This window comes from Leptospira levettii (genome assembly GCF_002812085.1).
Classification (GTDB): Bacteria; Spirochaetota; Leptospiria; order Leptospirales; family Leptospiraceae; genus Leptospira_A; species Leptospira_A levettii.
On record NZ_NPDM01000004.1, the window covers coordinates 146,318 to 166,677 of the forward strand.

Annotated in this window: 18 protein-coding genes and 1 tRNA gene; 11 read left to right on the forward strand and 8 right to left on the reverse strand. The window is 37.1% G+C overall.

Translation table 11 applies throughout. The features are described 5' to 3' along the window. The first annotated feature begins 10 nt into the window (after positions 1 to 10). From CH354_RS13325 to CH354_RS13365, 9 genes are read left to right on the forward strand one after another with little or no spacing between them, the layout of a single operon-like run. A complete protein-coding gene (locus CH354_RS13325) occupies positions 11 to 3,229 on the forward strand; it encodes a chemotaxis protein CheW (protein WP_100727438.1) in 3,219 nt (1,072 codons plus the stop codon). Then, positions 3,226 to 4,293, forward strand: a complete 1,068-nt coding sequence (locus CH354_RS13330) for a protein-glutamate methylesterase/protein-glutamine glutaminase (protein ID WP_100727439.1) — start codon at positions 3,226 to 3,228, stop codon at positions 4,291 to 4,293. The genes CH354_RS13325 and CH354_RS13330 overlap by 4 nt, the downstream gene beginning before the upstream one ends. Position 4,294: 1 nt before the next feature. Continuing rightward, positions 4,295 to 4,657 (forward strand): response regulator, encoded by a 363-nt coding sequence (locus tag CH354_RS13335; protein ID WP_002975323.1) that lies wholly within the window; start codon positions 4,295 to 4,297, stop codon positions 4,655 to 4,657. Positions 4,658 to 4,660: 3 nt separating this feature from the next. Continuing rightward, positions 4,661 to 5,404: a segregation and condensation protein A gene (locus CH354_RS13340; RefSeq protein ID WP_100727440.1), complete on the forward strand. Its 744-nt coding sequence runs from the start codon at positions 4,661 to 4,663 to the stop codon at positions 5,402 to 5,404. A 6-nt stretch (positions 5,405 to 5,410) separates the two neighbouring features. Next, on the forward strand, positions 5,411 to 6,049 hold the full coding sequence (gene scpB, locus CH354_RS13345; RefSeq protein WP_100727441.1) for an SMC-Scp complex subunit ScpB: 639 nt from the start codon (positions 5,411 to 5,413) through the stop codon (positions 6,047 to 6,049). Beyond that, positions 6,042 to 7,133: a prephenate dehydratase gene (gene pheA / locus CH354_RS13350; RefSeq protein WP_100727442.1), complete on the forward strand. Its 1,092-nt coding sequence runs from the start codon at positions 6,042 to 6,044 to the stop codon at positions 7,131 to 7,133. The genes scpB and pheA overlap by 8 nt, the downstream gene beginning before the upstream one ends. After that, positions 7,130 to 8,023: a prephenate dehydrogenase gene (locus tag CH354_RS13355; RefSeq protein ID WP_100727443.1), complete on the forward strand. Its 894-nt coding sequence runs from the start codon at positions 7,130 to 7,132 to the stop codon at positions 8,021 to 8,023. The genes pheA and CH354_RS13355 overlap by 4 nt, the downstream gene beginning before the upstream one ends. After that, positions 8,020 to 9,177: a DUF1343 domain-containing protein gene (locus CH354_RS13360; protein WP_100727444.1), complete on the forward strand. Its 1,158-nt coding sequence runs from the start codon at positions 8,020 to 8,022 to the stop codon at positions 9,175 to 9,177. Before CH354_RS13355 ends, CH354_RS13360 begins: the two co-directional genes overlap by 4 nt. 54 nt (positions 9,178 to 9,231) lie before the next feature. Further along, positions 9,232 to 9,822 (forward strand): LemA family protein, encoded by a 591-nt coding sequence (locus CH354_RS13365; RefSeq protein ID WP_100727549.1) that lies wholly within the window; start codon positions 9,232 to 9,234, stop codon positions 9,820 to 9,822. Between the two features lie 67 nt (positions 9,823 to 9,889). Here the strand turns inward: CH354_RS13365 and CH354_RS13370 are convergent, their stop codons facing one another. The 7 genes from CH354_RS13370 to CH354_RS13400 form a co-directional block, all read right to left on the reverse strand. Next, a complete protein-coding gene (locus tag CH354_RS13370; RefSeq protein ID WP_100727445.1) occupies positions 9,890 to 11,320 on the reverse strand; it encodes an MBOAT family O-acyltransferase in 1,431 nt (476 codons plus the stop codon). A gap of 1 nt (position 11,321) precedes the next feature. Next, a complete protein-coding gene (locus CH354_RS13375; protein ID WP_100727446.1) occupies positions 11,322 to 12,560 on the reverse strand; it encodes an LA_2490 family SGNH/GDSL-type esterase in 1,239 nt (412 codons plus the stop codon). A 42-nt stretch (positions 12,561 to 12,602) separates the two neighbouring features. Continuing rightward, the gene (locus tag CH354_RS13380) at positions 12,603 to 13,553 is read right to left on the reverse strand and encodes an LA_2486 family SGNH/GDSL-type esterase (protein ID WP_207762706.1); all 951 of its coding nucleotides are present in this window, start codon (positions 13,551 to 13,553) and stop codon (positions 12,603 to 12,605) included. Continuing rightward, positions 13,537 to 14,217, reverse strand: coding sequence for a DUF6989 domain-containing protein (locus CH354_RS13385; RefSeq protein WP_100727447.1), 681 nt, complete (start codon positions 14,215 to 14,217; stop codon positions 13,537 to 13,539). Before CH354_RS13385 ends, CH354_RS13380 begins: the two co-directional genes overlap by 17 nt. 112 nt (positions 14,218 to 14,329) lie before the next feature. Then, a tRNA-Val gene (locus CH354_RS13390) sits at positions 14,330 to 14,403 on the reverse strand. A 14-nt stretch (positions 14,404 to 14,417) separates the two neighbouring features. Continuing rightward, the gene (locus CH354_RS13395; RefSeq protein WP_100727448.1) at positions 14,418 to 15,701 is read right to left on the reverse strand and encodes a UvrD-helicase domain-containing protein; all 1,284 of its coding nucleotides are present in this window, start codon (positions 15,699 to 15,701) and stop codon (positions 14,418 to 14,420) included. Positions 15,702 to 15,774: 73 nt separating this feature from the next. Continuing rightward, positions 15,775 to 16,434, reverse strand: coding sequence for a class I SAM-dependent methyltransferase (locus CH354_RS13400; RefSeq protein ID WP_100727449.1), 660 nt, complete (start codon positions 16,432 to 16,434; stop codon positions 15,775 to 15,777). A gap of 80 nt (positions 16,435 to 16,514) precedes the next feature. Between CH354_RS13400 and CH354_RS13405 the strand changes: the two genes are divergently transcribed. Both CH354_RS13405 and CH354_RS13410 read left to right on the forward strand, forming a co-directional pair. Further along, entirely contained in the window at positions 16,515 to 18,200 is a 1,686-nt protein-coding gene (locus tag CH354_RS13405; protein ID WP_100727450.1) for a tetratricopeptide repeat protein, read from the forward strand. Next, positions 18,197 to 19,366: a tetratricopeptide repeat protein gene (locus CH354_RS13410; RefSeq protein WP_100727451.1), complete on the forward strand. Its 1,170-nt coding sequence runs from the start codon at positions 18,197 to 18,199 to the stop codon at positions 19,364 to 19,366. Before CH354_RS13405 ends, CH354_RS13410 begins: the two co-directional genes overlap by 4 nt. On the opposite strand, the gene CH354_RS13415 is transcribed toward CH354_RS13410, so the two are convergent. Further along, a complete protein-coding gene (locus CH354_RS13415; protein WP_100727452.1) occupies positions 19,363 to 20,337 on the reverse strand; it encodes an alkaline phosphatase family protein in 975 nt (324 codons plus the stop codon). The two genes, CH354_RS13410 and CH354_RS13415, sit on opposite strands and share 4 nt — an antisense overlap. Between the last annotated feature and the right edge of the window lie 23 nt (positions 20,338 to 20,360).

The following is a 20,360-nucleotide window of genomic DNA, read 5'->3' on the forward strand; positions in this document are numbered from 1 at the left end:
GGATACGACATTGGCTGGAATTTTAGGTGAATACACAGAAGTTTTCCTGGAAGAGTCCGAGGATCAAATTGAAGAACTCAATTCCAATTTGGTAAAACTAGAGAAAGACCACGAAAATCCCGAAATCATCAATGATATCTTTCGTGCTGCTCATTCCTTAAAAAGTTCATCTGCCTTTGTTGGTTTGTACAATTTATCTGACCTCGCTCACACGATGGAAAACCTTCTCCAAAAAATTAGAGAAGGTAGTTTAGAAATCAATGTTAAACTTGTAAATTTGCTTTTTGAATGTTTTGATTTGATCAAACAAGTCATAGAAGGTGTTGCCAACGGTATCAAAGTAGAGACTCCTTTCACCGACATGATCCAAAAACTCCAGGATTATGAAGTATCTGTTTCAGGTGGTGGAAGTTCCACGAAATCGGCAGTCACAAATTCTGGAACCAAACAAGGCCAAGTTGGAAATCAAGTATCCGCTGGAAATTTGACTGAGGACGAAATTTCTGAAATCAGGACTGCACTGAAAGAAGAAGAAGGCCAATCTGCTTATACAGTTGACCTACGATTAAAAAATGAAACTCCAATGCAAAACCTTAGGTTACTACTGATTTTACAATCAGTAAAACAGTCAGGTGTTGTTATACGATGTAATCCATCCGAAGAAGCTTTGGATAATGGGCAAGGTAGTTTCGCACTTTCTTTTATTACTGTTACCAAATATTCAAAAGAAGAACTTTATACACAATGTAATATTGATATGGTGGATACTCTTTCAGTAAATGAAATCCAAATCCCACAAACGGAAATGGAAGCATTGGAAAAACGAGTGGATGTCACCCAAGTTGTAAACAATCCCGTTAGTTCCGTTTCTAGTGATGTGGAAGAAAGGGTGGTTGTAAAAGGTTCTGCCAATTTTGAAAAGGCAGTTACCGACTCAAAGGTTGTGATGCGAACCATCAAAGTATCCTCAGATAAACTCGACCAGCTCATGAATAACGTGGGTGAGCTTGTGATCACAAACTCTGGATTCCAAAAAATCTATGATGATTTGGTAGCACAATTCGGGGAAGATTCGTTATTCAATGAGTTAAAAGGTAAAATCGACCAAATCAATCGTATTTCCAAAGATTTACAAACAGGAATCATGAACATTCGAATGGTTCCGATTGGATCTGTTTTCAATCGTTTCACAAGGCTTATCCGTGATTTGTCTCTCGAAACTGGCAAACAAGTGAATTTGGTTTTACGTGGTGAAAATACAGAACTAGATAAAAAAGTCATCGATGCCATTGGAGAACCTCTCATCCACCTCATCCGAAATTCAGTGGATCATGGAATTGAATCTCCAGAAGAACGAAAACTCGCTGGTAAATCGGAAGAGGGGACTGTCGAACTCAATGCATACCAAGGTGGATCCAATATCCTTGTTGAAATTCGGGATGATGGAAAGGGTCTTAATAAAAATAAAATCCTAAAAAAGGCCATCGAACGTGGGTTAGTCACAGAAGCAGACTCACAAAACTTATCAGAATCTGATATCTTTCAGTTTATTTTTGCTCCGGGATTTTCCACAGCTGATAAAATTTCCGATATATCTGGCCGTGGGGTTGGAATGAATGTGGTGAATAAACTCATAGAAGAGTTTAAAGGAAAAATCATCATCCATTCGGAAGAAGGAAAAGGATCTTCCTTTACCTTATCTTTTCCTCAAGCACTTGCGATCATTCCATCTATCCTTGTGATCATGGAAGAAGAAGTATATGCTTTCCCATTATCAGAAGTATCTGAAACGATCAAAGTGAATCTTGACCAAATCACTACCCTCGAAGGGCATGAGATCATCAACTTACGAGGGGAAGTTCTTCCTATCTACCGACTCAACCGTATTTTGGGTCTTGCCGACAAACAAGAAATGGTGGAAGTTCCTGTCGTGATTGTGAACTACAAAACAAGGAAACTAGGTTTTATGGTCGATGATCTCATTGGAAAACATGAAACGGTGATCAAGTCACTTGGGAAAAATTTCCAAGACGTACAAGGGTTAACTGGTGCCACCATCATGGGAGATGGAACCATTATTTTGGTTTTAGATATCCCTGGACTTGTCGAGATAGCTGCTGATAAAGTAGATTGGACTGATAAACTTGTCTCTGGTGAGATGATGAAACGTTCGTCTACGATTCGTTCTCTTGAAATGTCTGATTCTGAATATATATTCAAATCAAACCACCCCACAAATCGTTATAATGCGAAACTCATTGAGTTACGGGCAAAAGACAAATCGCGAATCAAAAAAGAAAAACATAAAATCGAAAAACACATCATTGTTCCAAAAGAAGAAGTGTTTACAGAAGAACCTGTAACCAACCAAAAAATTACAACGGAAGTAATCAAAAAAGAAACAACTGTTAATGGACACAACGAAGATCATTCTTCGGCAAATGAAACCACTACTTCAACACTTGTTTTGGATCATAAAACAGACGAAATTCATAGGCTTGCTGACGTTGCAAAAATAGAAAATGTTAAATTAACGGAAAGAGAACAAGCAGCAGAAATCATCAAAGGGTTTGTTGAACAAAAAGAGGAACGACTAAACCAAGTCTCTGCCTTAAATACAGATGCCATCAACGAAATCATGTCTTCCAAAGACATAAAAAAATTGGAAAACATTGTCAATACGGGAATGATGAATGCTGGCGTTGTGTTATCTCAGTTAGTTGGTAAAGAAGTAGAGTTATTCATTCCGGAAATTAAACTCACGGACCGAGATGGTTTAGCGAAAGAATTCCGTTATTCAATGGATCAATTTTTTGGAATGAAAATCCGAATGACTGGTGATTTAAACGGAAATTTACTCATGATGTTTTCGGAAGAAAATGGTTCCGAAATTGCGAGAGAACTTCTTGGTTCGGAAGAAGCAAAATATGCAGACGGTAGCAATCACAAATTATCAGATGATATGATGTCTGTTTTGTCAGAAATTTCCAATATTGTTTGTTCGAGTGTAATGAACTCTCTTTCCAACAAATTGAAAAAAGAAATTTTACCTTCAGTTCCTGAAATGATCACTGGCAGTTTTATGGAAGTAGTGGACATTGTAAAACCAGAAAGAACGAAGTTTTTGTCCATGCATACTGAGTTTAACCACCAAGGTAGTAACCTAATCGGTGTTTTAGTATTCTTGCCTGATTTTGACGAGTTAGTTGAGTTAATTCATAAATCATGAACAAAAAACCGACCGTTGTGATCATTGATGACTCACTTCTAGTGAGAAATATTTTAAGTGATGCACTCACTAAAAAAGAGGAAGTCTCTGTGATTGCCACTGGCAAAACAGGAATGGACTGTATTGATCTTGCTGAAAAGTTAAAACCAGATTTTATCGTTTTGGACATCGAGATGCCCATTATGGATGGTTTAACGGCTCTCGCAGATATTAAAAAGAAAAAACTCCCAAGCCATGTGATCATGTTGTCGGTACTTACCCAACATGGTGCCGATGCTACCTTTAAGGCACTGGAACTTGGCGCAGTTGATTTTATCCCAAAACCTTCGAGTGGGAATCAGTTTTCGCCAGAAGACATAGCGGCTGTTTTATCTCTCAAAATCAAAGGATTTTCGGATTCCAAACTCGTCAGTCCAGAACCCATTTCCCGTCCTGAACGGACCGAACGACAATTAAATAAAAGTTTTCAAAAACCGATCCAAGTAGATGCTATCGGAATTGGAACCTCCACGGGGGGACCAAAAGCGTTACAAACCGTTTTTGCAGGGATTCCAGCTGAATTTGCAAAGCCCATTTTTGTTGTGCAACATATGCCAGCAGGATTTACGAAAGCTTTTGCAGACAGATTGAATTCTTTGTCTAAAATACATGTGAAAGAAGCAGAACAGGGTGATTTGGTGCAAGCAGGAACCGCTTACATTGCCCCTGGTGACTACCAAATGAAGGTAGTTTCAAAAGGAAAAGATCGTTTCATAGAGCTTACCCATTCAGAACAAGTGAATGGACATAGGCCTTCCATTGAAGTATTGTTTGATAGTTTGGTGGAAACATATGGAGCCGATCATTTATTATCCATGATCATGACAGGTATGGGTAAAGATGGTTCACATGCCATTTCCAACATACACGCGAAAGGTGGTATTACTTTGGCGCAAAATGAAGCAACTTCTGTTGTGTATGGAATGAACCGTGTGGCAGTAGAACTTGGGGGAATTGATTTTGTTCTCCCAGTGGAAGAATTAGTACCAAAAATGATTGAATTATTAAAGTCGAGAGGGAATTAACATGGCAAGAATTTTGGTTGTAGATGATGCAAAATTCATGAGAACGCTCGTTAAAGATGCGTTAGTTGGAGCAGGTCACGAAATCGTTGGTGAAGCAGAAAATGGTAACATTGCGGTTGAGCAGTACAAAAATCTCAAACCAGACTTAGTCACCATGGACATTACCATGCGCGAAAAAGATGGAATTGAAGCTACAAAAGAGATTATCAAATTTGATGCTTCTGCTAAAATCATTATGGTTACGGCACTTGGACAAGAAGACCTTTTAGCGAAGGCAATCAAAATGGGTGTAAAGGATTTTGTTGTAAAACCTTTCCCACCGGAAAGATTGCAACAAGCTGCCGCAAAAGCATTAGGTTTATAAATCGTGTCCCAAACCCCGGAGTTTATCGTCCGGTGGCAAAACCAGGACGGTGGATTGACTGAAGGACCTTTGACGGTTTTATGGTCTCTGATTGATAGTTATAAGGTGGATATCTTTGAAGTCTCCCTTTCGCGTATCACATCTGATTTCATTCAATTTTTGAGAACGAGTCAATCCTTATCCATTGAGCTCACTTCAGAGTTTGCTGTAATGGCATCGCATTTAGTGTACTTAAAATCAAAGGCTCTTCTTCCAGACCCTGGTTTTGAAGAAGAAGACTATGACCCACCCTTACCTAAGGAACTTGTGGATAAACTTTTGGAACACAAAAAATTCCAAATGGCGGGACAACGATTAGCAGAATTGGACAGATTGACCGCAGGTATGTTCACGCGGGAAACGAACCAAGTTTTGGATGAGACTGAAAATTGGTTGGATGTGAGTCTTGTTGATCTCATTTCAGCTTTCAATTCGATATTGGAACAAGAAAGTTCCAATGAAGCAGAAGAGCAAATACCGATTTACGAAGGGGTATCCCAATATTCGGTCGAAGACAAAATGGCATATCTGCAAAATCTCCTCGAAAAAACAGGCGAAATTCACTTCATGGATTTGTTTGAAAATGACAAACCAGAAAAAAAAGAAATCGTCGCAGCCTTCCTTGCTGTATTAGAAGTTGTTAAAATCCGAGTTTGCAAAGTGATCCAACATGCAGTTTTCGGAGAAATCAAAATAGTCAAGGTTTAGATCAATTTGGAAGAAAGAAACTATACAAAGGGCCTTCTTGAGGCACTTCTCTTTTTATCTTCAGATCCAATTAAATTATCTGCACTGGCTAAGTCTTGTGGAATTGAAAAAACAGAAGCAAGAGAACTTTTAGATGAACTCATTCTTGATTACCAAGAAAGAGAAGGTGGTTTTTTACTCAGAGAAATCGCTGGTGGTTACCAATTCATCACAAACCAAAAATACAGCGAAATTCTATCTCATATCTTTAAAGATAAAAAAAGGGAAACTCTTTCACGGGGAACACTCGACACTCTTGCCATCATCGCTTACAAACAACCTATCACCTTGACTGAGTTAGATGAGATTCGTGGAGTATCCTCAAGGGCCATGGTCGCAAGTTTAATGTCCAAAAAATTGGTGAAAGCTGTTGGACAAAAAGAAGTTCCAGGTAGACCCACTTTATACGGAACTACAAACGAATTTTTATTACATTTTGGTTTGAGTAAACTGACAGACTTGCCAACTCCTGTGGAAGTAAAGGAACTCAAATTCGAAGATTTTACTCCAGAATCGATTCTGGTAACAGAAGAAACTGAAATGAATCCTGATTTTGATATGGTTTCGTTACCAGAAGAATTAAAAGAAGAGAATCCAAATGAGTAACGCAGAAGAAGAATTAAAAAAACTACGTTCTGGTATCGACTCACTGGACACTCAAATCATTGAACTCATCCAAAAACGAGCAGGATATGCACAAGAGATTGGCCGTGTGAAAAAAGAATCGGGTGGTCCAATTTACCGACCTGATCGTGAAAAAGATGTGTATGAAAAAGTCACTGAACTTTCGAAGGGGCCTTTACCTGCATCTGTTATACGAGCAATTTATCGTGAAATGATGTCTGGAACTATCGCCTTAGAACACCCGTTAAAGATTGGTTTTTTAGGTCCAGAAGGCAGTTTTTCTCATTCCGCTTTACGTTCTAAATTTGGAACTTCAATAGAGGCAGTTCCTCAAACTTCGATTCCCGATGTATTCCGAATGGTGGAAGAAGAAAAATTAGATTACGGTGTTGTTCCTGTTGAAAATTCAACAGAAGGACAAGTGAGTTCCACATTGGATATGTTTCTTGAAACAAATCTCACTGTGTATTCGGAACTTTACCAAAGGATTTCTTTTTCACTATTAGGTTTTGAAACTGATCTTGCAGCAGTAAAACGAATTTATGGGATCCGAATTGGGAATGAACAATGCCGAAATTGGATTTCAGCTAACTTACCTAATGCGGAAGTTGTGGATACCTCTTCTACTGCCATGGCAGCAAAATTAGTGTCGGAACGAAAAGATGGACTTGCAATTGCATCCAAAATTGCTGGAGAAATTTACAATCTGAATGTGATTGCGGAAGGGATAGAAGATTATTCGGGAAATACCACTAGGTTTTTAGTGATTGGAAAAACCGAGTCACCAAAGACGAAAGAAGATAAAACCTCAATTGTTTTTTCCATTCCTAACCAAACAGGTTCTTTGTTTCAGATACTCAAAACCTTCCATGATGCTTCGGTGAATTTAACAAAAATTGAATCTAGGCCACTCAAACGGAATTTATGGGAGTATCACTTTTTCATCGATTTTATTGGTCACAAAGCTGATCCAAAAATTACATCGTTACTTGAAACTGTAAAATCTCAATGTACAATCTTTAAACTGCTTGGATCCTATCCTACTGCAGGATCTTTTCCGACATGAAACTTGATCGTATCCTCATTTATGGAATGGGGCTTATGGGTGGATCCTTATCTCTAGCCATTCGAGAAAAATATCCGAATGCAGAGATTAGTGGGGTTGTTCGTTCTAAAAAAAGTAAAACAACAATCCTTTCGAATAAATTGGCAAATCATGTATTTACTTTAGATGAAAATCCAAAGATTGAATGGAATCATTTTGATTTAGTTGTATTTAGTACACCTGTCGAATCTGTTTTAAAACTCATACCAAGTTTACCAAAATCTGGAAAAACAATTTATATCGATCTTGGATCCACCAAGCAGTCTATTGTTGGTGTTGTAAATAGTCATTTTGGTGATAACGAACACAATTATATTTCAACTCATCCGATGTGTGGTTCTGAACAAACTGGGCCAGAAGCAGCGTTACCAGCTTTGTATGTTGATAAACTATGTATTTTAACAAAACCTAAAATGGCGAATCAAACAAGCTTTGATTTTGTGAAACAATTTTGGGAATCGATAGGTTCGTGGACCATTGAAATGGATGCAAAAGTACATGATGAAACATTGGCATATGTTTCCCATTTGCCACATGTGATTTCGACAATTCTTGTGAATGTTGCTGGTAAAAATCAAACAACGATGGACCAAGTCAATTCAATCCTAAAACCAATTACTGGCGGAGGATTTCGAGACATGTCAAGGATTGCGGGATCTAATGCAGAAATGTGGGTTTCTATTTTTAAAGAAAACAAATCCTTTCTCATTGATTCGATTGATCAATTCATTTCCCAACTTACGGAATTCAGAAATTTATTTTTTGATGAAATTGGACTAGATGAATCTAAAATGATTTCCATTTGGGAAACAGCACTCGAGAAAAAAGAAACAATTCAAAAAATCAAATGAAGTTTCTGAAGAACATACAAAAACTAAGCGGTTGTTTGGCGGGTATTTTAACTAACCAAAGTGCTTTTGGTTATCTTGGAAAGTATCATTTCCAAACCTATTCTGAAATTTTTAATTTAAAAACTATTTTTTTGCCAGAACACGGTTTGTTTGCTGAGTTACAAGACCAAGTGAGTGGAGATGAATTGTCTTATCTTTTTGGAGATATGCAAATTGTAAATTTGTATGGTAAAGAAGAGAGTAGTTTAGTTCCACCGAAAGAGAGTTTAAAAAATTTAGATGTAGTGATCATCGATATTAAGGATGTTGGTTCACGTTATTATACATTTTTAACGACTGCATATTATATCTTAGAGGAACTTTCAAAACTAAAAAAAGAAACTGGTAAATCACCTGTCTTTTTAGTAATCGATTCTCCCAATCCAATTGGAACAAAAGTGGAAGGAAGTCCCTTACAGGAAACGTATGAATCGTTTGTTGGAGTTAAATCTGTCCTTCACCGCCATGGTCTTACACCTGGGGGTTTATTAACGTATTATAATGAAACTTTCCATTTGAATGTTGATGTTGTAGTTGTTCCTGTTGGAGTTTTTCACCCAAACAAGGTGAATTCATTTGAATGGGTTCCTCCATCCCCAAATATTCCAACGCAAAATACATGTTATGTGTATCCAGGTATGTGTTTATTAGAAGGGACAAACTTATCCGAAGGAAGAGGCACAACAAAACCATTCGAAACTTTTGGTGCACCTTATTTATTAGGCAAAGAAAAGTTAGAACTTGATAAAAGATTGTTATCTCACCAAAAGGGTAGTTTTTTGTTACGCAACTTACGATTTTTGCCTACGTTTCATAAGTTTGCGGGTATCATTTGTGAAGGTTACCAATTAATGGTTTTAAAACCCAAACAATTTCATTCATTATACTTTACTTTATACTTTTTAAAACAAATACATGAATTGTTTCCGAATCAATTTGAGTTTTTAAAAGGTGTATATGAGTTTCGATCAGACAGGCCTGCAATTGAACTTCTTGCAGGTGATTCCTATTTACTTGACTATCTGTACGGAAAATATTCAGATTCTGATCTCGAAAGGTATTTGGAAGAAAAAGAATCAGTTTGGAACAAGGCAATAAAACCGTTCCGGTATTAATTTTTTTAACAAATTGGTGTTGCAGACCGACTAAAGGTTAGGTATACAATGACCATGACAAAACTGTTTCGAACCATCATTCTATTTTCCCTCATGACTACTTTATTCACCAATTGTGGTTATAACCGAATCCAAGAGTTGGATGAAGAAGTTTCGGCTTCTTGGGCAGAGGTGCTCAACCAATACAAAAGAAGAGCTGATTTAGTTCCCAATTTAGTTTCAGCAGTGAAGGGTTTTGCTAACCAAGAAAAAGACATCATGAAAGGGATTGCAGAAGCAAGAGCAAAAATTGGATCCATCCAAGCAACTCCTGAGCTAATCAACAATCCTGAAAGTTTAAAACAATTTGACCAAGCTCAAGGACAACTTGGCTCTGCATTGTCTAGACTTCTTATGATCCAAGAAAACTACCCACAGTTAAAATCAGACCAACATTTTTCTGATTTGATGGCACAACTAGAGGGAACTGAAAATCGAATCACTGTTGCTAGGAACCGATTCATCAAAGCAACAAAAGAGTTTAACGTTTACATCCGCCAATTCCCTGCTGTCTTAACAGCAAAAGCATTTGGATATGAAGCAAAAGCAACATTTACTGTCGAAGACCAAAAGACGATAGAAAATGCTCCCAAAGTTGAGTTCTAATTCAGATCTTAAATCATAACAGACTAGATTTGTGTGATAAAAAACCGGTGAAAACCGGTTTTTCTTTTTAGAATTGGAAGTATAAAAATGGACTGGATACTGTTACACTGTATATGATAAACGATGTCACATAGAGCAATATACAAGTTGGTACCAAAAAATATAAGTGGTCTGTGATAAATGCAAACCGATCTTCTTTCTGATCCTGCATAATATCAACAAAGAATAAAAATCCAACTAACGCAACTAAGCTTAGACTCATCTGGGGAAATTGTCCAATCGCTCCAGTAAACGCTCTTTCTAACATAATATTAGTGATTCCCATTCCTGTGGGGACTTCTGGAGTTGCTTTCGCGCGAAAGAAAAAACAGGACAAAACAAAAACGCCAACTGGGTAAATTGGTTGGATGTATCTGGGTACTTTGTTCCAGGCATTCCGCATCGTTTCAAATTTAAAAACAAATTTTTCAACTACCATCATTGTGGAGTGGAGAGTACCCCAAAAAACAAAAGTCCAATCTGCACCATGCCATATTCCTGAAACAAATGTAGTGATGAATAAATTTACATACGCTAAAATTTCACCCCTTCGGTTTCCACCTAACGTGATGTATACATAATCTCTCAGCCAGGAACTAAATGAAATATGCCATCTTCTCCAAAGTTCACTAAGTGTACCCGATAAAAAAGGTCGGTCAAAGTTTTTGGGAATATGAAATCCAAGTATTCTTGCTGTACCAATTGCAATATCTGAGTAACCAGAAAAATCACAGTAAATCTGAACTGCGAATAAAAATGCGGCAATCCACATGGCGATCCAATTGTATTCCGTTGGGTTTGCGTAAATAGGATCGATCACATACGATACAGGGTCTGCTATGAATGTTTTTTTAAAGATTCCCCAAAAGAGCTGTTTTAATCCATGTTTTAGATTATCTTTTGTAAAGTCTTTTGAATCTAAAAATTGGTGTAATACATCACTGGCACGTAAGATAGGACCTGCCACAAGTTGTGGGAAAAATGACAAAAAAAGACCAAAGTGGAAAATAGATTTTGCTCTTTCTACAACACCTTTGTAAACATCTACCGCATAAGAAACCGCTTGGAGTGTAAAAAAACTAATCCCCATAGGAAGTAAAATTCCCGATTTTTGAACAAACTCAGGATCACAAGGAGTAAAGGAAAAGGTTTGGTTCCATACTGTGATTGAAAAATCTAAATACTTGAATACAAATAATAAACTTAAATTGCTCCAAACAGCTACATTTAACCAAAAAATCTTTTTATTTTTTGATTGGGTTTCTTCCATGTAATCGACTGCAAGTTTTGTGATTACGAAAGAGAAAACGAGTAGAATGAGAAATGGAATTCTGAAAATTGCATAAAAATACAAACTAACAATGAATAACCATAAGCCTTGGAATCGTTTTGGAATTAGGAAATATATGAATATGACTACTGGTGCGAATATTAAATAATGAACTGAGTTGAAGAGCATTTTACTTTATATCCTTTAAGGCAGATCGAATGGATTCGGATGCCCAAAGATTTCCGAGTTTTGTTAGGTGGCCATCACCTGGAATATAATAATCTTGGATTCCTGCTTTTTTTGTTTTCCCATGTATCGTAAATTCTCTGCCACACATTTTGTCAGTGTATGGTAAGATTTCCAATGTTCTGATATTTTTAGATTCTAAATACCTTTTTGCTCTGAGAGCATAATTTCCTAATTGATTGTATTTGCCAAGTTGCCGGCAATACACTTCTTCAATTTGCATCGGTAATAAAACAGGAATGAATTCAAAACCTTTGTCTTTCGAAAACTGAATCATTTTGTCATAGGCTCTTGTCGTGGTTTCAGGAAGTGGCTCTAGATCATTTGTATTGATTGGAGTATCACTGCATTGGATTTGTAAATTAGGAATTGGGGTGGGGCAAATGAATGTATCAGAATTTTCACATGTTAGCTTTTTGACAGGAATGATAAATGCTTCCTTTAAGTATTGAAGAGGTGATTCCGTAATTTGATTGGAATCCATTTTCATGACGTATTTGGTTTGTGCCCATTTTACCTTTGTTTGTTCATAAGCAAGTTTCAGTGCTTGTAATAAATAAGAAACACGAGTGAGTTCAAACTGTACACGAAATTTATTTTTCCATTCTAAATCATTTTCGTGTAGGGCATCATTTTCATCGTCAGGTAAAATCCCTTGTGCACGTAATTCGTCAGGCATCGTAAAGTCATTGGGAGAGATAAAAAAGAGAACCTTTTTGATATTTGGGATTTTCTCTGATAAATCTTTTAGGCGTTTGTAAGAACCAAGAGAACCGTAAGCATCAACTCCAAAATTTAAACTTTGGTACTCGGTTCCATTTTCCTCATATCCATTGAGTTTCGAACAAAACGTATCTTCGTCAGAAACTCCAAATCCCATTACAAGGCTATCTCCGAGGCATACGAGTTTGGGTTTTTCTGGAATCGGTTCCTCTAGCCCTCTTAGTCCAATGGAATTTGTTGTGAATTGCCCCTGCCAAAGGTCAGCATAATGTCGTACAAATCTACTTTCGTTTGGGGCAAGAGTGACACCATATTCTGGATGGTATGCATGCAATAGTTTTACATCACGGTAATATCGTAAGGCAGGAGGGTTGGCTAAGCGAAAGATCCCTTCCAAGGACAATAAAGCGAACGGGAAAAGTAGGACAATGGCTCCCCATCGTTTCCAGTTTAAGATCATATCCCTCTAAACTTTAGAATGGGACTTAGGAATCAAGCATTTCTATTGGGTCTTTTTATAGTCATTGGCTATGGCCTCTGCAAAGAGTTTTGCCAAATCTTCATCTGGGTGACCATCATTTGGGATGTATATCTGTTTTTTTTGGGCAAATAAAACCTCTGTCTCCTGGCGTAGGTCTATGGTACTGATACCCTCGGTTTCAAAAAATTTTTTTGCAACATCATAATTCGGATCATTTGTATCAGGTGTGCCATTTGGGGCCATTCCCCAAGAGAATAAAATCTTCCATTGTTCTTTGTTGTGAATTTTGTTATGAATGAATGTTTTTAAAAACGAATAGGTGGGATGAGTCTTTGGATAGATTGTCGGAATTCCATTTATATAAACGTTTGTTTGTGGTGATGGTAAGAGTGATTCATAGAGTGATGAATTCCTTGATAGAAAGAAGTGGATTGGGTATACGTATTTCTTCATTCCCTTTTTTTCCCTTTCGTCATCGATAAAATCAGACGGATTCCATATCCAATAGATGGAGTTTGGATTTTTATTTGTTTGGATTAAAGTATCCATATACAAATTTGAAATTCCGTTCGTGCCAATTGCATCCACAGCAATCACTCGAGTTTTGATTTTGTATTTGGTTTCTAACAAAAAGGCAATGGTTTTTTTTGTTGGTAGTCCATAACCCATCGCCATAGAATCGCCAAGTAACCAAACAACTGTTTCATTTGTTTCTGGAATGTTCGAATTAATTATCCTTTCTCCCATCTCGTCTGTTTGGATGTCCCATGGTTTTCCATCTCGACGAGTGAAACCTTCCTTTACTTTCGGACACAAACGGATTTCAGACCAATCTTTCAGACAATGGATTTTTTTATAGCGGAGCTCTTCGTTTGGGCTCGTGTGTTGGAATCGAAAGTATCCCTCTCCAAAAAGGAGAAGGATACCAAAAACAAAACTAAATTTGAAAAGTAGATTAAAGAATTTTTTCAATGAGTAAGTAGAAAAAGGACAAGTTTCCTATATAAAGAACCATCACTAAAAAACCAATGGCAATTTGGAAAAGGTAAGCGGAATAAGAAAAGCCTTGGTAGGCGAGGTAGGCAGTGATTCCTAAAATCATCTCAGGAACGAGGACGTAGTAGGCAACGTGACCCCACATTTTAACATTTTGTGCATACCAAGAACCAAAAATCCACATCGTTGCTTCAGACAATCCGAAGATGAATAAACTGACAAGACCTACCCATATCCCAGTACCAATGATAGAAACAGATCTTTCTTCTAATTTGATTCCTGTATAAACACAAATAAAAAGAGGGATGACCCAAAGACCTGCCATATAACCAGAAACAGTTCCTATTTTGAAAAATCCATCTTCAGGAAAAACTAATATCTGTAAAACGGCCGATAAAAACCAATCTGGAAAAACCATAAATATAGATAGTGGAACTAAAAATTTCCAAATTCGATACGGAGTATGCCAATGGAATAGAATACAAATGGCAACAAAACTGACATGAAAAAAAGCCGTGAGGCTTGCGATTTTCACACCAGCTTCATACGGAGCATAAAAGAGAACAATACCAGCGATTATGGTAAATACAAAAAAGTACAAAGCGAGTAAAAATTCTTCAGCCAGGAACTTTGGTTTCATCGTTCTCGAATTTGAAAGGAAGCGATAAGAATGGCAAGTCGAAACTTTGTTTGGTGGTAAGAAAAATAAAAAATCGAAAGTTAGTAGGAATGAAATGGATTCGAAATGATCTTGGGAGATACTGGGTTCGAACCAGTGACCTCTACCATGTCAAGGTAGCGCTCTAACCAACTGAGCTAATCCCCCAAGGTAAAACCACTTCACCAGAGTCTGATCCACCGTAAAGTACGATTTCGCAACTTGTTCCAAAGGGAAAATTCTTCACTCAAACGATCACAAAGACTTTTGGGATCGGAAGTTTGGTTTATGAGAACGATTAAATTGTCTTTTGCCCTAGACAAGGCAACGTATAATATCCTTCTTTCTTCTTCCAAGTCGATGGAACTCAAATCTTCACTCCAACCTTGGCACAAATCCACAATCACAGTCTTAAATTCGAGACCTTTTGCACTATGGATTGTCATCACTTGTTGATTGGGCACACCAACTTGGATCCATTCGATTTTACGAAAATTACTTCGAGTCAGTAAAACAGACTCAGAATCAATCGAGTGGTATTTTTTCCAAATTGTTTCCAAGAAGGGATCATTCTCTTTTTTGACTTCCAAATGGAAAAATCCTTTTTCCTTTCGAAAGGAAATCGTTTTTTTGGAAATTTTGTTTTTGTTTAGTCTGATCGGTAATAAACTTTTTTGAATGATGGTATTCGTTGATCGATAGTTAGTTGGTAATTTGTATTGGATTACGTTTGGAAAATGGTTTGGAAATTCTAAAAATGGCTTAGGAGTAGCGCCTCGGAATCCATAAATTGCCTGCCAGTCATCACCCACAACAGTGATAGTTTCAAACTCCATCCGTTTGATGATCTCTAATTGTTGTTCATCTGTGTCTTGGAATTCATCGATGATGAGAGATTTCCATTTTTCTTTTACGGTTCGAGAATCTTCTGTTTTTAGAAAATCTAAAAAATCTTGGATTAGGTCATCAAATTCAAAGTAATGATGATCTCGTTTCCAGTTTTGAAAGGAAGTGATGTAGTTTTCATAAATCTCTGTAGATAAGTTTCGAAGATACTTTCCATTTTGTTTGATCAGTATGGAAAATGGAATTCCACCTATCAATTCACGATTCGGTTCTAAAAATCTTTTGGTCATTTCCCATTTTTTAGAATCTGGAAGGAGTTTACATTTTGACCAATTTTTTTGGAAACGGGAATGTTTTAAAGAATCATAACAAAACGAATGAAAGGTGGAAATATGATACAAATGTGAAAGTCCTTTTTTCTCACATCGTTCTTTGAATTCTTTTGTTGCTTTTTTGGTAAATGTGACAATGAGAGTTTTTTCTGGGGGGATTGTTTGGTTTTTTTCCCTTTCCTCTAAGAGTCCAATCATGGTTGCTGTTTTGCCAGAACCTGCGCCAGCTATCACTTGTATAATGGAGTTTTTGCTGGTTATGATTTCCTTTTGTTCCAAACTCCACATAAAAACTTGAGGTAATGGATTAAGAGATTGGAACTAAAATTGATTCGGATTGATCACCTAAATATGGTTTTGTTTAAATTTTAAAGACAGCAGAGTCTTCATCTTCTTCTTCTTTCAAATCATAATAACCATAGATGAAATGGGAACTGGCACGTACTTCCATTCCATAAAAATGTTCCGAAATCCTACCTGATTTTACGACCTCAAGTTTGTATTCCTCAGCTAAAAATTTCATTTTATCCATCGAAATTTTTTCATTGATTTTGGGTCCAAATCCAGACTCAGTTTTTGACCAATCCACAATGAATAACCTACCTCCTGCTTTCATGGAACGGATGAGCCCATCCATCGCAAGTCCAGGGTTTGGGAATGTGGAAAGGGATAAGGAAGCAAAAATAATTTCGGGAACGGGGACCCATTCTGGGAGGAGAGGGTGGTCAGATTGGTCCATATAAAATGGCGTTAGTTGCTCAATGCCTTCCATGAGTTTTCTACGGAGGATGCGATCGATGATGTCTTGTTGGCATTCCGCAGCCCATATCCAAACATTCGGAAACCATTTACGGAAGTCCTGAAAGTAAAACCCAAGTCCACTCCCAAAATCAACCAAATTGGTCAGGCCCTTCCAATTGAAAAATGCATACACATCTTCTGGAGGACAAACCTCTCGTCTATGACTCGAGAGCAAATACTCTTGGTAAGTTTGGGAACGGTAGTATTCCGTTTCAGACATAATGACAAATCTTCTAGAAAAGAGGGGAAAGTACAAACGAAAAATTCAATTCGAGGGAGATAACCACCGAAAATCTAAGTATGAAGTTCTCGATTCACCTCTGGACGGTTGTACTGCTACTTTCTCAATTCCCGGTTTGGGCAGACTCCGGATTTGAGGAAAGTCGTTATCCATCGATTGCAAAAGCAATTCATGCGAGTCTTTTGCCTGACAAAAAATCCATTCGTATTGATTGGGATTCACCCAAACAAGAAGGCGAAATCATCGTTGCCAGATCCAATGTAATGATTGATAGCCCAGACAAACTCTACATTGCTGATTCACTTGGCCGTTACAAAGCTTCCGGTCCTAATGCAACTCGTTTATACTTTGATTATAATTTAAAACCTGGAACATACTATTACGCGATTGTGATGGTTTCCGATGTTCGAAAACGAGAAGTCAAACTATTTGCCAATCAAAACTATACGATTATCCCTGTCACCATTGCAGAAGAAAATGGAACACCTGTTGTAGGGCAAAATCCAGATTTCCCTGCTTTCCCACAAGATACTAATATCCAATCTATGGTGGGGGGAGTATCTGGAATCACAGCTAATATCGAAAAACGATTCATTCGATTGAATTGGAATCCACCACAAGGTGCCACTGCGGGAAGGACTATTTACACTGTCTATCGTTCCAACTCACCACTAACAAGTCTTCCACTGATGCAGAAAGCAGATAAACTCTCGGAGCTCACACATCCGACTACTTCCTTTTTGGACCAAGACCTAAGTAAATCACAAACATTGTATTATGGTGTTTCTGTGAAACAAATGGGTAGTGAAGAAACACTACCACTAGAAGATAAAAAATCGACATTACGTGTTTTTTATATCAAACAATCTGATAAAGCAAATGCAGAAGTAATTGTTGAAGAAACTCCTAAAAAAGACAACCCTGAAGTTGCATCTAATGAAGTGAAACCAAACTTAACAGGGGCTTTACATGTGCGAGGATTAGGGTATGAACGTGTTGGTAAAGGAGCAGTGATCAGTTGGTTAAGTCCAGAAGCTGCTGATGAAACAACAATTTATACTCTGTATGCTTCCATACGTCCTCTAAACCAAGGTGCATCCTCTTTTAACCAAGGAACGGTCGTTAAAGTTGCAACTGTTGTTCATCCAAAAACAAATTTTTTCATCAAAGAACTAAAAGAAATTGATGAATTGTATTTTGGTGTGACTGCAAAATCAAGTTCCGTTCCTGAAGATTATAATTTAAAAGAAAACGTATCTTATTTTAAATATGATTTTTCTAAAGATAATCTTCCAAAAGATGAACCAGATATTGTAGCGGAATCAAAACCTAAAAAAGAACCTGAAAAATCTGAAATTTATAAAAATGAACATGCTGTAACTCCAACTGAGTTGACTCCTCCAAAAGAAAATTTTGAGCCAGTAAATGATTTTAAACAAGAAACTCAAGCAACAGTCACCTATGATTTAGGACAAACAGAGTTAAATCGAATCATCAAAGAAACGGTGATCCAAAAGAAATTTGAAACAGCCGTATATCGATTAGAAGAATATTTAAAATATGAAACTAGTTCTTACTTAAGGGGAAAAGCAATGTTCTTCCTTGGCGTTAGTGCGTTAAAAACCGGTGATACCAAAAAGGCTTTAAAGTGTTTTTTGAAAAAGGAAACCAAATCCTATTCTCCATCAAGAGTTGAATTTTGGACGAATCAAACCCTAAATCAAGTGGGTAGAGGTAATTTATGAGTCGAGTGATTGTATCCTTAGCAGGTTTGTTATTTATTGTAGCTGGACTCTCCACTGCCTATTACCAAACCAATATTTCTGCAAAAGAAGACCAGTCTCAATTGGTTTTAGAGAAAATTGCAGAAGGGGAAGAGTATTTAAAGCAAACTAATCCACATAGCAGAGAAAAGGCGATAGTTATCTTTTCTGAATTAGCTGGAAAACAAGGTTTGGAAAAATATGAATTTCAAATTAAGTACAACCAAGCGAGAGCCTTGGAAAAAAATTTGGATTTTTATCCTGCACTAGACATCTATAAAGATCTTAAAAAAAATACAAATTGGAAACAAGAAGACAGGGATAAACTGAGTTATTCTTTAGGAAATTTACTTTTAAAAATTGGAAATGAACCAGAAGGAAAGGCTCATCTGGAATCGGTTTTACAATCTAGTTCCGACAATAAACTTCGATCCAAAACCTTCATGGCACTTGCTGACCACTATTACAAAATTGGGCAGTATGAAACGGCTCGTAAAAATTATGTTTTGTCTTTGCAGGAAGATCCTAACCATACGGAATCAAGAATAGGTTGGGGCCGTACATTACGTAAATTAGGAAAAGATTGGGCATCGTTTGATGTATTTGATGAATACATCGAAACCCAAGATGGACTTGCCGGTGCGGATGAAAAGGTAGTTGGTGAGTATAAAGACTCAGTTTTTAAAGAAGCAAAAGATAATTATACTAAAAAACAATATATCAAATCAATTGAATTGTTTCAAAAATCTTTAGCTGTGAATCCTTCTCCAAAAAAAGAAGAAGAGGCACTATATTATATTGCACTTGCTTATGATGCAATAGGAAAACAAACAGAATCACTTACATATATCAATAAGGTATTGAATAATAGTGATTATTCATTAGACCAAGCTTCACTTTATAAGAAGGGAACGATTTACTTCAGACAAGGTAAGTTTGAAAAAGCAGCCGGTATTTTCCAAACCATTGTAGACAAATACCCTAAAAACCAGATTACCGACAAGGCGATTGCATGGAAAAAAGAATCACTAGATCAATTTACTGACCACAATGATTTAGAAGATTCTGATGTATCGTCAGATTCTACATCAAATAAACCGAATTCTTATTCAGGGAAACCTGATTCGGGAAATGATTTAGAATTTTAGTTGGTTTCCATTAGAAACTCATTCGTGTGTGTATTGAATAGAGCTTCCTCTAATCCGAAAGTTTTATAAATTTCCGGAACAATATCAGCTAACGAATGAATATTTTCTGCGAAGCGGTCAGCATCCTTTCCATACAGGATGGTGGCCGCTGGGTTTTCGGTATGATTCTTTTGGCTTAAGTCTTCCATATTCCCATGATCACTGGAAACAATTAATAAATCTTCGTTTGGATTTAGATTTGTTAAAAGTCCTTTAAAAAATGCTTCTAAATTAGAAATCACTTTTTCTGCTTTTTCCCAATCCATTGCATGTCCCACTTTATCAGTTAAAAAATATTCATACAAAGTGAGTTGGTAGTTTGAAAATTGTTGGAAACACTTTGTTCCAAGTAGGTATGGGTCTCTCTTTTCTAAAAGGGGATCTCCTTCTTTTAACATATCAATTCCTAGTGTTCCCATTATTTCATGAGTGAGGTCCATATAAAGTCCTCTTTCACTACGAAGGTCCTCAAAATTTTTGAGAGGCCTACCACTGGCAAGTTGGACAAGTGTGGAAGCTGAAACAAGTTTTGGTTTTTCTTCCACATGTTTTAAGTAAGGTGGTGAAAAACAGTTTAGAAAATCACTTAGGATTCCTTTTTCATTTAAAACTTTGATGAGGGAATATTTTGCTATGATTTTTCGTAAGGTGATGGTCGGAAATCCACTGACATGACGACCTAAAACCTTGGGACCAGGAATTCCTGTCCATAATGCAGTTTGGCCCGTGGCTGATTGGGGGAGGCCAGGAACACCCATATGAGCATCCGTTTTTAGGTAATGGATATGATTGGCATTGACAGGGAGGTCAAGGTCGAATTTGGAAATCCCACCAACAGGTGCTAAAAAACCTTTTGCAAAACGGCTAAATGGATTGGTTTTTGGATCATAGTTTGCGATCCCAACTCCATCCAAAAATACATAAAAAATCATTCCTTTCCTTAGACCGATTGGTT